The sequence below is a fragment of the Rhodococcus sp. SMB37 genome (genome assembly GCF_004345605.1).
GTDB lineage: Bacteria > Actinomycetota > Actinomycetes > Mycobacteriales > Mycobacteriaceae > Rhodococcus.
On the sequence record NZ_SLVY01000020.1, the window covers coordinates 99,027 to 112,178 of the forward strand.

At 64.6% G+C, this 13,152-nt stretch carries 12 protein-coding genes and 1 pseudogene; 12 read left to right on the top strand and 1 reads right to left on the bottom strand.

Annotated elements, in window-relative coordinates; genetic code table 11:
• Positions 1-146 precede the first annotated feature (146 nt).
• The 11 genes from EV641_RS25505 (at position 147) to ugpC (ending at position 11,952) form a co-directional block, all read left to right on the top strand.
• A complete protein-coding gene (locus EV641_RS25505) occupies positions 147-1,211 on the top strand; it encodes an ATP-dependent DNA ligase (RefSeq protein WP_132475649.1) in 1,065 nt (354 codons plus the stop codon).
• A gap of 2 nt (positions 1,212-1,213) precedes the next feature.
• Positions 1,214-2,287: a DNA polymerase domain-containing protein gene (locus EV641_RS25510; RefSeq protein ID WP_054712877.1), complete on the top strand. Its 1,074-nt coding sequence runs from the start codon at positions 1,214-1,216 to the stop codon at positions 2,285-2,287.
• A gap of 99 nt (positions 2,288-2,386) precedes the next feature.
• Positions 2,387-2,908 carry a DUF6764 family protein gene (locus tag EV641_RS25515; RefSeq protein WP_241997462.1) on the top strand — a complete coding sequence of 174 codons (522 nt, stop codon included), beginning with the start codon at positions 2,387-2,389 and terminating at the stop codon, positions 2,906-2,908.
• 113 nt (positions 2,909-3,021) lie between these two features.
• Positions 3,022-4,245, top strand: a complete 1,224-nt coding sequence (locus EV641_RS25520; protein ID WP_132475652.1) for a serine hydrolase domain-containing protein — start codon at positions 3,022-3,024, stop codon at positions 4,243-4,245.
• A gap of 118 nt (positions 4,246-4,363) precedes the next feature.
• Entirely contained in the window at positions 4,364-4,588 is a 225-nt protein-coding gene (locus EV641_RS25525) for a dodecin (protein ID WP_054712891.1), read from the top strand.
• Between the two features lie 123 nt (positions 4,589-4,711).
• Positions 4,712-6,391 (top strand): FAD-dependent oxidoreductase, encoded by a 1,680-nt coding sequence (locus tag EV641_RS25530; RefSeq protein ID WP_132475655.1) that lies wholly within the window; start codon positions 4,712-4,714, stop codon positions 6,389-6,391.
• A gap of 204 nt (positions 6,392-6,595) precedes the next feature.
• Positions 6,596-7,522, top strand: coding sequence for an Ig-like domain-containing protein (locus EV641_RS25535; protein ID WP_241997463.1), 927 nt, complete (start codon positions 6,596-6,598; stop codon positions 7,520-7,522).
• 142 nt (positions 7,523-7,664) lie between these two features.
• Positions 7,665-8,591, top strand: a complete 927-nt coding sequence (locus EV641_RS25540; protein WP_054717596.1) for a sugar ABC transporter permease — start codon at positions 7,665-7,667, stop codon at positions 8,589-8,591.
• 44 nt (positions 8,592-8,635) lie between these two features.
• Complete coding sequence (locus EV641_RS25545) at positions 8,636-9,481, top strand: carbohydrate ABC transporter permease (protein ID WP_241997469.1); 846 nt, start codon at positions 8,636-8,638, stop codon at positions 9,479-9,481.
• Positions 9,482-9,511: 30 nt separating this feature from the next.
• Complete coding sequence (locus EV641_RS25550) at positions 9,512-10,840, top strand: ABC transporter substrate-binding protein (RefSeq protein ID WP_132475685.1); 1,329 nt, start codon at positions 9,512-9,514, stop codon at positions 10,838-10,840.
• A 32-nt stretch (positions 10,841-10,872) separates the two neighbouring features.
• Entirely contained in the window at positions 10,873-11,952 is a 1,080-nt protein-coding gene (gene ugpC, locus EV641_RS25555; protein WP_132475658.1) for a sn-glycerol-3-phosphate ABC transporter ATP-binding protein UgpC, read from the top strand.
• On the opposite strand, the gene EV641_RS25560 is transcribed toward ugpC, so the two are convergent.
• Entirely contained in the window at positions 11,947-12,717 is a 771-nt protein-coding gene (locus EV641_RS25560) for a DeoR/GlpR family DNA-binding transcription regulator (RefSeq protein ID WP_054717590.1), read from the bottom strand. The genes ugpC and EV641_RS25560 overlap by 6 nt on opposite strands.
• Before the next feature lie 292 nt (positions 12,718-13,009).
• Between EV641_RS25560 and EV641_RS25565 the strand changes: the two are divergent.
• Positions 13,010-13,152 (top strand): annotated as a pseudogene (locus EV641_RS25565) (glucose-6-phosphate dehydrogenase (coenzyme-F420)); the annotation flags it as partial.

Here is a 13,152-nt window from a genome sequence, read left to right on the forward strand (position 1 = left end):
GCTGAACACCCTCTCCGACCTCACGAAACAAGCATCGGTGTGATCGAGTTCATGGGCCTTATGTCGACGTTGTGAAATGGGTCGGTGAAAAGGCTGATCGGTTGCAACCAGCACGCGCAGCGCATCCGGATGCAACGATGAGAATCATGGATCTGCCCGTCGTACCGCCGATAGCGCCCATGCTGGCGAAGGCCTCATCGAAGGTGCCGGAACAACCGGATTCCGGTGCGGCGCAGTGGTCGTACGAGCCGAAGTGGGACGGCTTCCGCGCCATAGTGTTCCGTGATGCAGACGAGGTCGTGTTCGCATCGCGTGGTGGCAAGGACCTCGCCAGGTATTTCCCGGAGCTCGTCGAGCACGTGCGGGCCGAACTTCCCGAGCGTTGCGTGGTGGACGGAGAGATCGTCGTGCCGCGTGAACGCGATGGTCGTACACGGCTGGACTGGCAGGCGTTGTCGGAGCGGATCCATCCGGCGGCGAGCCGTGTCGCGATACTCGCGGAAGCGACTCCCTCACAATTCATCGGGTTCGACATGCTGGCTCTCGGCGACGACAACCTCATGGAGGAGCCGTTCGCCGGTCGTCGTGCGAGGTTGCAGCAGTCCGTCGGTGGCGGCCCGAGCTGCCATCTGACCGCCGCGACCACCGACGCGGCGACCGCGATGCGGTGGTTCGAGGAGTTCGAGGGCGCTGGTCTCGACGGCGTGGTCGCGAAGAAGCTCGACGGGATCTACCGCCCCGACAAACGCGACATGATCAAGCTCAAGCATGCACGCACCGCCGACTGCGTGCTCATCGGATACCGCAAACACAAGAGCATCGACGGGGTCGGCTCACTGTTGTTGGGGCTGTACGACGGTGACGAACTCGCGATGGTCGGCGGCGCATCCGCGTTTACCACGGTCAGGCGTCAGGAGTTGCTCGCCGAGCTGCAACCGCTGCGCGTGGGCGACGACGTGGTCGCCGACGGTGAACAGACGAGATGGCGTTCGGCGGCCGATCGCAGCTGGGTCCCGTTGCGTCCGGAACGGGTGCTCGAAGTCGCATACGACCAGATGGAGGGGACTCCGGAGACGGCGATGCGATTCCGGCATGCGGCCAGATTCCTCCGCTGGCGACCTGACCGCGACCCACAGAGCTGCACGTACGACCAACTCGAGGTGCCTGTGCGCTACGACCTTGCCGATGTACTGGACCGGACGGAGGATTGACGGTGGCGACAGCGAAACGATCACCCGCGGAAGAACTCGACGTCGACGGTGTGCCCGTGCGGCTGTCGAACCCCGACAAGATCTACTTCCCCAGGCTCGGTGCGGAGGGCGGCACCAAACGTCACCTCGTCGAGTACTACCGTGCGATCACGACGTCCGCGGGTGCACCGCTTCTCGATGCGCTCCGGGATCGCCCTACCCATCTCCAGCGTTTTCCCGATGGTGTCGAGGGTGAAGAGATCTATCAGAAACGCGCACCCGCGAAACGGCCCGACCATGTCGCGACGTGCGAGATCACCTTTCCGTCCGGTCGCAAGGCCGATGCGCTGCGCGTGCGTTCGGCGGCGGATGTGGTGTGGGCGGCCAACCTCGGATGTGTGACGTTCCATCCGTGGGCAGTGCGCTGCGGCGACACGGACAGGCCCGACGAACTCCGGATCGACCTCGACCCGCAGCCGGGGACGGATTTCGGTGACGCCCGCGCGGTCGCGCTCGATGTGGTGCGGCCGCTGCTCCACGAATTGGGGTTGACGGGTTTCCCGAAGACGTCCGGTGGCCGCGGAATCCACATCTATCTGCGGATCGTTCCGGAATGGGACTTCGTCGGGGTGCGCCGCGCCGGGATCGCGCTGATGCGGGAGGTGGCGCGACGCAGTGATGACCGCGCGACGACTGCCTGGTGGAAGGAAGAGCGCGGTGAGCGGATCTTCCTCGATTTCAATCAGAATGCGCGTGACAAGACCATCGCGTCGGCGTATTCGGTGCGGCGAACACCGATCGCGACGGTGTCGACACCGTTGAGCTGGGACGAACTCGCCAACGCCGAGCCGGACGATTTCACGATCGCGACGGTACCCGCATTACTGACTCGGCGACCCGATCCGATGTCCGGGCTCGACGATGCCGCGCATTCGATCGATGTTCTCCTCGAGATGGCAGACCGCGACGAGGCTGCCGGGCTCGGTGATCTGCCCTACCCGCCGAACCACCCCAAGATGCCGGGCGAACCGAAGCGAGTGCAACCCAGTCGTGACCGGGAGTTGAAGAGTGGGCAAAGCGGCGGGAACAACACCTGACCGAGACTGTGCTGTGACCGCGCTGTGGAGCATGACAGGACGAACCTCCCTAAACTGTTACCCGAAGGTAGTTCTTCTGACCGTTGGAGGGCCGCAGGTGTGACCTGGGCAAAGATGTCGGGCCGGGTGTCGGTGGTAGGCATGGCGCTGGCTGCGGCAATCGGTGGTGCTCTGCTGGCTGCGGCGCCGGCGCAATCGTTGACCTGCTCGGCCCCTCCCGGTGCCCCGATGGAATCCGTCGAGATCCTCGGGACCGAAGCATGTGGTGCGAACACCGAGGGGCCAGGAGGCGCATGGAGCCATGGGGGCGGCGGAGTGGGTTTCGCGGATTCCCGAGGGGATTCGAGGGTCGGAGCCGTCGGTCTCGACGGTGGTGTCGGAGCTGCCGAGAGTGCCGGAGGACTCCTTGCCGCCGTCGGCGTGGGCGCCGAGTCCCTCGCGCTCGGTGTGCTCGATCAGCCGGGTACCGCATTGGTAGCGACCGGTCCGAGGTCGCAGGCATTCATCGGTGACGCTACCGATCCGGTCCTGTGCGTGGGAGAGATGGCACTGGCGGCGAACCTCACGACCGGCCAGGGCTGCGTCGTGTACGGATCCTTCCAGTACGCGACAGCGCCGTAGTCCGAGAAACCCGTGGTCCGATAATTCCCGGACTGCCGACAATCTGTATGTAAGGCCTTCCCCGGACCCGTGTGGGCACGTAGCGTGTCGGAAACATCCGAGCGGAGGTACCGATGAGCGTCCGGGCGATCGACCGTGAGCAGGCTTCACGCGGGCACGGTGTCCGAGAACTGCCCCCGACCGCAATGCACGTCGACTCGAGGTTCCTACCGCTCGCCGACCGCTTCTTCGCCCTCTACAAGGAGCCGCAGCACGGCGGCGGAGCGCTCACCGCGTATCTGCACGGGGAGATGGTCCTCGACATCTGGGCAGGATGGGCCGATCGCAACCGGCGCTGGACCCGCGACACGATGACGCTGTCGTTCTCTACGGGCAAGGGCGTCGCCTCGACCGTCGTGCACAGACTCGCCGAGCGCGGCCTGATCGACTATTTCGCCCCCGTAGCGCAGTACTGGCCGGAGTTCGCGGCAGGCGGCAAGGACTCGATCACCGTCGCCGACGTGATGACCCACAGCGCCGGTCTGCACCGCGTACGCGGTCTCGTACCCGGCACTCACGGAATCCTCGACTACGACCGGACGGTCGCCGCGCTCGCCGCGGCACATCCCGACAAGCGTCGTCACCGCGGATCGGGCTATCACGCGGTCACCTACGGCTGGCTGGTCGCGGAGATCGCTGCGCGGGTCACCGGGAAGCCGTTCGTCGACGTGGTCGAAGAGGAGATTGCCCGGCCACTGGGCACCCGCGACTTCTGGTACCGGGTTCCCGCCGGCGACCGACACCGCATCGCACCGCTGTTTCCCCGGATCAGTCCGATGGGGCTGAACTGGGGTGTGAGCGCGGCGGTGCTGTCGAGGATCGGACCAACGCGCGGGCTCGCGGAGGCGGGGATGCCCGACGGATTCGACGACCTCGTCCGCGACCCGGCGGTGCACGATGCGGTGATGCCCGGCTGGAACGGCGTGTTCACGGCGCGTTCTCTCGCACGGATGTACGGGGCGATCGCGGCCGGGGGAGTACTCGACGGTCGGCGGTTCCTGGATCCCGGGACGATCGCCGAGATGAGCAGGGTGCGCCGTCGCAGCCACGACTACGTCCTCGGTGTCCCGATGGCGTGGCGACTCGGATACCACCAGCCCGTCTTCGCGAGCACCGAGCGGCCGCGGGGCGCACTCGGGCACTACGGAGTGGGTGGTTCGGGAGCGTTCGCCGACCTCGAGTCGGGTCTGTCGCTCGCGTTCACCACCAACCGGCTCGGCGCCGGTGCGATCCCGCTCGGCGATCTGCGCCTGGCCCGCCTCGGCGCGCAGGCACGCGACCTGGCAAGGAAAGCGTGAGTGCCCCTGCCTCGACGTGCGGCGGAGATTCCCGTTCCGGCACGAAGAGCAGGGCGAGGCGGGCAGTATCCGGAGCAGGGCATTCATGCTCTGTGCCGATTATGTGAGGAGCGCCGCCATGAGTCATGTGTACCGAGTGATCGAGGTCGTCGGATCGTCGACGGTCGGGGTGGACGACGCGATCGCCAAGGCTGTCGCGAGGGCCGGGGAGACGACGCGCCACCTGGAATGGTTCGAAGTCGTCAACACGCGCGGCCACATCGATGACGGTGCTGTCGCGCACACGCAAGTTACGCTCAAGATCGGATTCCGGATCGAGTCCGGCGACGAATTGTCCGAATAGCGCATTCTCGCCACCGGGAGCGGCCTGCTAAGATTTGGATAATATGATTCTCGACCAAATCTGTAACGTGTTATAGTCTGGGGTTCCGACGACCCCACCCGGCACTCTCAGGCAGGTAGCGAAGTGGCTTATGTGATCACCCAGGCATGTTGCAACGACGTCTCATGCGTCGAAGTCTGCCCGGTCAACTGCATACACCCGACACCCGACGAGGCGCCGTTCGCAACGACGGAGATGCTCTACATCGACCCGGAGACCTGCATCGACTGTGGTGCGTGTGTCGACGAATGCCCGGTCGACGCAATCTTCGCCGACAACGAGATCACTCCCGAGCAGGAGCCGTACCTCGAGATCAACGCCGCGTACTACGAGCGGTACCCGATCGGCCCCGACTGGCCGGAGTTGCGTAGCCGCAAGAAGATCCCGGCCGATCTCGGAACGCTGCGCGTCGCGATCGTCGGATCCGGTCCGGCCGCGTGCTACGCGGCGCAGGAACTCGTCTCGCATTCGAGCGTCCGGGTCGACATGTTCGACCGCTTGCCCACTCCGTACGGGCTGGTTCGTGCCGGTGTCGCGCCGGATCACCAGACCACCAAAGGTGTCGGCGACGTCTTCCGCAGCGCTATCGGTCACAAGAACACCCAGTGCTGGTTCAACGTCGAGGTCGGCACGCACATCACCCACGACGAACTCCTCGCGCACCACCACGCCGTGATCTACGCGGTCGGCGCATCGAGCGACCGCCAGCTCGGTGTGCCCGGCGAAGACCTCGTAGGGTCGCACGCCGCCACCGAGTTCGTCGCCTGGTACAACGGCCACCCCGACTACGCCGACCGGCAGTTCGACCTGTCCGGCGAACGCGCCGTGATCATCGGCAACGGCAACGTTGCACTCGATGTCGCACGCGCCTTGGTCATGAACCCCGATGACCTCGCTCGCACCGACATGGCCGAGCACGCCGTCGAGGCGCTGCGGAACTCGAACATCCGAGAGGTCGTCGTCGTCGGTCGTCGCGGCCCGATCCAGGCCGCGTACACCAACCCCGAACTGCTCGCTCTCGGGCAGCTCCACGGTATCGACGTCATCGTCGACCCGACCGAGATCGAACTGGATGCGGCCGGTCAGGCCGTCCTCGACGATCCCGAGGTCGAGCCTCGGATCGCTCTCAAGATGCGCCAGGTCGAGGGGTACGCACAGAACACCCCGAACCCCGACAACAAGCGCATCGTGCTGCGGTATCTCGCGTCGCCGGTCGAGATCGCGGGCGAGGGCGAGGTCGAGTCGATCACCCTCGAACGCAACGAACTCGTCGAGTCCGACGGCCGGCTGGACGCCCGCCCCACCGGCGAGACCGAAACACTCACGACCGGCCTCGTGCTCCGCTCGATCGGATACCGCGGCACACCCGTCGAGGGTCTCCCGTTCGACGAGAAGAAGGGTGTCATCCCGAACGAGTCGGGCAAGGTCGTCGACCTCGAAACCGGCAACCCCGTCCCGGGTGTCTACACAGCGGGCTGGATCAAGCGCGGCCCGAGCGGCGTGATCGGCACCAACAAGCAGTGCTCGGCCGAGACCGTCGCGCAAGTCGTCGAGGACTTCATCGCGGGTCGTCTCGCCGAACCTGTCGCGGATCGGGAGAAGCTCGACGCGCTGATCGCCGAGCGTCGCCCCGAGTACGTCGACTACAAGGGCTGGCAGGCCATCGACAAGCAGGAACGCGCACGCGGGAAGGCGTCCGGGCGGTCGCGCCTGAAGTTCGTCTCGATCGAGGAAATGCTCGCAGCGTCGAGGCCCGATGCCTGACACGCACGGTCTCGAATCGCACTGAATGAATGTGCCGTTCATCTCCTTCCCAAGTGTGAACGGCACATTCGCTCCGCTGCCCGAATTGCTCGACGCCGGGTCGGTGTGTGTAATGACCAGGTACGCCAGCGCCGCGGTCGGGGATGTGAAAACGCGACGCACCGTCGAACGATGGGTAATTTGTCGATGTCTGTGAAGCAGTCCATGCCCAAGAGTCGTCACCGTGCCACGCGCCGGGTCGGCCGCTTCGTCGCCGCTCTCACGGGTGCCGGCGCAGTCGCACTCGCGATGGCCGGCCCCGCGGCTGCCGCGCCGCTGTGGCCGGGCGGCCCGGAGGTACCGAGTGTCGAAGACCTGATCGAGGGTCTCGCACCGGCGATCCCGGGCGCACCGCAACTCCCGATCCCGCAGGCCCCTGAGCCGGCGGCACCGTTCTCGGATCCGGCCCTGAATCCGTCCTCAGGTGAAACGGTCGGCGTCGCGCAGCCCATCATCATCCGGTTCAACGAACCCGTCGGCGATCGCGCTGCCGCCGAACGTGCCATCAAGATCACTTCGGAGCCGGCCGTCGATGGCCACTTCTACTGGGCGTCGGACCAGCAGGTGCGGTGGAAGCCGTTCGAGTTCTGGCCCGCGCACACCACCGTCGACGTCCGGGCCGGCGGGGCGCATTCCTCGTTCACGATCGGCGATGCCCTCGTGACCGTGGCCGACGACAACACCAAGACGATCACCGTGACCCGAAACGGCGAGGTGGTCCGGACCATGCCGACCTCGTTCGGCAAGCCCGGCCACGAAACCCCGAACGGCACGTACATCGTCGGCGACAAGTTCCGCGACATGTACATGGACTCGTCGACGTACGGTGTGCCCGTCGACGACCCCGAGGGCTATCGCACCTACGTCGAGTACGCGACGCGGATGTCCAACAGCGGCATCTTCATCCACGCCGCCCCGTGGTCCGAATGGGCGCAGGGCAACACCAACACCAGCCATGGCTGCCTCAATGTGAGCACCGCCGACGGCCAGTGGTTCTACGAGAATGCCCGCAAGGGCGACCCGGTGATCGTGCAGAACACCGGCGGTGGCGTCCTCAACGGCTGGGACGGCCTCGGAGACTGGAACCTCTAGCGAGCGCCGAGTTTCGCCCCCTACCAGACCGAGCGAGTGAATCGGTTCGATCTTCCGAGACGAACGAGACATTCGCTCGGAAGGGTAGGGGGCGCCTTCTTTTCGTAACCACCTGTTCGTAGATGGCGGACAGACTGCCTCGGTGCCATCGAGTCCGGAACGAACACTGCCGCAGACGAGCCGCGGTCTACGCGGCCGTCCGTGGACCGACTACGCGCTGTTCGCGGTGCTCGTCGGACCCAACGTCGCGTTGCTGATCCTGTTCACCTATCGCCCCCTGGTGGACAACATCCGGCTCTCGTTCTTCGAGTGGAACATCTCCAGTCCCACTTCGACGTTCATCGGATTCGACAATTATCGTGAATGGTTCGGAAGATCCGATACCTGGCAGATCGTCGGAAACACACTCTTCTTCACTGCGGCCGCCGTCATCGGCTCGATGGTGATCGGGCTCGGCCTCGCTCTGCTCCTCGATCGGAAGCTGATCGGCCGCAATCTGGTCCGCTCCGCGCTGTTCGCGCCGTTCGTCATCTCGGGCGCCGCCGTCGGTGTCGCCTTCCAGTTCGTCTTCGATCCGAACTTCGGCCTCGTCCAGGACGTTCTGGCCCGGATCGGAATCGAATCGCCCAACTTCTACCAGGACCCGACCTGGGCGTTGGTGATGGTGACACTGACCTACCTGTGGAAGAACCTCGGCTACACGTTCGTCATCTATCTCGCCGCATTGCAGGGACTGCGCTCCGAACTGAGTGAGGCCGCAGCGATCGACGGGGCGTCCGGGTGGACCACGTTCCGCAGGGTCATCCTGCCTCAGCTTCGCCCGACCACATACTTCCTGTCGATCACGGTGTTGCTCAATTCGTTCCAGGTATTCGACATCATCAATGTGATGACGCGCGGCGGACCGCTCGGCACCGGTACCACCACCATGGTGTTCCAGATCTACGACGAGTCGTTCCGCAACTTCCGCGCCGGATACGGGGCAACCGTGGCCACCATCATGTTCCTGGTGCTGCTCGCGGTGACCGTCTACCAGGTCCGCATCATGGATCGAGGGGATCATAAGTGACCGCTCTCGCCGACCGTCCCACCACCTACGTCGAACCCGAGCCGGTGGACGCCGACACCCACGCGCGCCGCGAACGTCTCGTGAAGGTGTTCGGCTATGCCGCCATGCTGTGTGTCCTGATCATCGTGGGACTGCCTCTGTATTGGATCGTCATGACCTCCTTCAAGGAGCGCCCGGACATCTATACGATCCCGGTGACCTGGTGGCCGGCCGTGTTCCATCCCCAGAACTACTCCGAGGCCGTGCAGTCCGTGGAGTTCTTCGCGTTCCTCCGCAACTCGGTGATCATCACATCGATTCTCGCGGGCGTGAAATTCGTCCTCGGTGTGCTCAGCGCGTACGGGTTGGTATTTCTGCGTTTCCCCGGCAAGAACCTCGTGTTCCTGGGAATCATCGCGGCTCTGATGGTGCCCAACCAGATCACCGTCATCTCCAACTACGCGTTGGTCGCGGAATGGGGATGGCGCAATACCTTCCAGGGCATCATCGTTCCACTCGCGGGCGTCGCCTTCGGAACGTTCCTGATGCGAAACCACTTCCTGTCGATTCCGGCCGAGATCATCGAGGCCGCAAGGATGGATGGGGCCGGCCCGCTGCGGCTGCTGTGGCGGGTCGTGCTGCCGGTATCAGGCCCGACCATGGTGGCGTTCGCGATCATCACCGTGGTCAACGAGTGGAACGAGTACCTCTGGCCGTTCCTCATGGCGGACGACGCATCCGTAGCGCCGCTGCCTATCGGCCTGACGCTGCTCCAGAACAACGACGGCGTCACCAATTGGGGTCCGGTCATGGCGGGCACTGTGCTCGCGATGCTCCCGATCCTCGTGGTCTTTCTTCTCCTGCAACGACACATGATCAAGGGCCTCACCTCCGGTGCGGTCAAGGGCTGAACACTCAGGGAGCTGGTAATGGGTATCGACATCAGGAATTTGAACAGGCGCGGCTTCCTGGGGCTGACGGGTCTTGTCGCGACGAGCGCGGCGTTGGCCGCGTGCGCGGGAACCGGCGGCGGCTCGAGTGGTTCGTCCAGCGCATCGGGCTCGGGGGCGGCCGGTGACGCGACCACTGTCAACTTCTGGTCCAATCACCCCGGCAAGTCCATCGAGATCGAGAAGGAACTGATCAGCCGTTTCCAGGCGCAGAACCCTGAGTTGACGGTCAACCTGATCGATGGTGGCAAGAACTACGAAGAGGTGTCGCAGAAGTTCAACGCGGCACTGTCCGGTGGCGACCTGCCGGACGTCGTCGTCCTGTCCGACGTGTGGTGGTTCAACTATGCGATCACCGGCGCCATCGCACCGCTCGACGATCTGTTCTCGACTGTCGGCGTCGACACCGGCGACTACGTCGACTCACTCCTCGCCGACTATCTGTACGAGGGGAGCCATTTCGCGCTTCCCTACGCGCGGTCGACGCCGCTGTTCTACTACAACAAGGACGTGTGGACCCAGGCCGGGCTGCCCGACCGCGGCCCCGAGTCGTGGGCGGAGTTCGACGAGTGGGGACCTCGCATCCAGGAGGTCGTCGGCAGCGGAAAGTGGGCGCACGGCTGGGGCAATGCCGCGGACTACCTCGGCTGGACGTTCGAGGGTCCGATCTGGACCTTCGGCGGCGCTTACTCCGACGGTTGGGACCTGAAGTTCACGGATTCGAAGACCCTCGAGGCCGGCGCCTTCCTGAAGGACATGATCCACACCAAGAAATACGCGTCCGTCTCGAACGACATCGCCAACGACTTCTCGGCCGGTCTCCTCGCGTCCACGATCGCGTCCACCGGTGACCTGTCCGGCATCACCAGCAACGCGGCCTTCGAATTCGGCACCGCATTCCTGCCCGCACCCGACGGACCCGGCTGCCCGACCGGCGGTGCCGGCCTGGCGATCCCGTCAGGTATTTCCGACGAGCGCAAGGCCAATGCGCTGAAGTTCGTCGACTTCGTCACCAACGGCGACAACACGGCGTACTTCTCGCAGAACACCGGATACATGCCGGTCCGTAAGTCCGCGGTCGAGAACGACGAGATGAAGAAGTACCTCGACGAGAACCCCAACGCGCGCACCGCCGTCGACCAGCTCGCTGTCACTCGCTCGCAGGACTACGCCCGCGTGTTCGTTCCGGGTGCCGACCAGGTGATCGGAACCGGACTCGAGAAGATCGCGCTGCAGAACGCCGACGTTGCAATGACGTTCGCGGAGATCCAGGACCAGCTGCAGCAGATCATCGATCGTCAGATCACCCCCAACCTGTAAGCGCACAATTCACAGACAGAGGTACGAACCCAGTGGCCCAGATCAGTTTCCGGAACGTCACGCACCGCTATCCCGGTTCGGACCGCCCGGCAGTCGATTCGCTCGACCTCGAGATCACGGACGGCGAATTCCTGGTGCTGGTGGGTCCGTCCGGATGTGGGAAATCGACGAGTCTGCGCATGCTCGCCGGTCTCGAGGCGGTCGATTCAGGCCGCGTCGAGATCGGCGGGCGCGACGTGACGGGGTTGCCACCCAAGGCCCGGGATGTGGCGATGGTGTTCCAGAACTACGCGCTGTACCCGAACATGACGGTGGCGGAGAACATGGCGTTCGCGCTGCAGAACGCTGGAATGAAGAAGCCCGAGCGCACGGAGCGTGTGCTCGAGGCCGCGAAAATGCTCGAACTCGAACAGCTGCTCGATCGCAAACCGGGCAAGCTGTCGGGTGGTCAGCGTCAGCGAGTAGCCATGGGGAGGGCCATCGTTCGTCACCCGGCGGTGTTCTGCATGGACGAGCCGCTGTCGAATCTCGATGCGAAACTGCGGGTGAGTACCCGCGCCCAGATCGCCGAGCTGCAACGCCGACTGGAGACCACAACGGTGTACGTCACCCACGACCAGGTCGAGGCGATGACGATGGGCGATCGGGTCGCCGTGCTCGACGGCGGGCGGCTGCAGCAGGTCGCGGCGCCGCGCACGCTCTACGACGATCCCGTAAACACCTTCGTAGCGGGATTTGTCGGGTCTCCCGGAATGAACCTCATCGAGGTCCCGGTGGAGGAAGGGGCGGCGAAACTCGGTGCGCTGCAGGTTCCGGCACCCCGGTCGGTCGACTCTGGCCGCGTGATGCTGGGGGTGCGGCCGGAATCGTGGACCCCCGTCGGTGCGTGGCGGAAGGGGTCGTGGACATTGCGGACGGTGCTCGTCGAGGAACTGGGTGCCGAGTCGTTCGTCCACGCGGTAGCGGAAGACCTGACCGTCGGGGCGGGGAAGGTCGTCGTGCGATGGGATCGGCGGACTCCGATCACGAACGGTGAAGAGATCCACCTGATTCCGAAATCCGGTGAGGTCTTCTTCTTCTCGTCGGAAACCGGTCTGCGTATCAGGTCATGAAGAGGTGGGCACCTCCGCGATCGTCAAGTTGTCGCCGTAGAGGTCGCGTTGGTCGTCACCGAGCTCGGAGTCGGTGACGATCGTGCTCACCTCGTCGAGCGCAGCTACCTTCGCGAGTGCGCGTTGCCCGAACTTGGCGTGGTCGGCGACGACGACCGTGTGTGCGGCGGCGGCGATCAGGGCGCGTTTGATGGGAACTTCGAGGGTGTTGTTGTTGGTGATGCCGGCGGCCGGGTCGATCGCGTCGGCCCCGAGGAACGCCCAGTCGGCCGAATAATGCGACATGAACCGGACGGCATGGTCGCCGATGAGCGTGTAAACGGAGCCGAGCAGTTCACCCCCGGACACCAGCAGTCGCACATCGGGGAACGATGCGACGAACTTTGCGATGCGGAGATCGTTGGTGAGCACGGTCAGCGACGACTTCTCGCGCAGCGCGACAGCGACCTCGTATGTGGTGGAGCCGCTGTCGAGAACGACACTGTCGCCGTCGGACACGAGCGCGGCCGCGACCGACGCGATCGCCGATTTCTCGGCGCGGCGCACATCCTGTTTGAGTGCGTACGGGACTTCGAACGACGCGCCGTCGATTGCTCTTGCGCCGCCGTGGGTGCGTTCCACCTTGCCGTCCCGTGCCAGCGAATCGAGGTCGCGCCGGATGGTGGAGGTATCGACACCCAGCGCGGCCGACAACGTCTTCGCGTCGACATAACCGTCGGCGAGTACCCGAGTGAAGATCTCACGTCGTCGTGCGCTCGCGGACACGAATACTCCTCGGTTCGGTCGTCGGTGTGGGGTGCTCGAGGTGGGGTACTGCTGGATTGGTGACGACCATAGCGCACCGACACGCAGAATGCGCATAAATGTTGACACCTATGCGCGAAAGTGTGCATTATTTCTAGCAGAACGTGCGCGATCTCGCGCAGTGATCGCGAAGTTGGTCACGAAACCTGAAGTTTGCCGAGAATAGAAGTTTTGCCAAGAACGCTGGAACCGCCGAGGTTCCTTACGGACCTCGGTCGACCGCATACGACGTCGTCTTTCGGAGGTCACACACATGCTCAAGCTGGGTTACAAGGCATCGGCCGAGCAGTTCGGTCCGCGCGAACTGGTGGAGTTGGGGGTGCTCGCCGAGGCGCACGGGATGGATTCGGCGACGGTGTCGGATCATTTCCAGCCGTGGCGGCACAACGGTGGTCA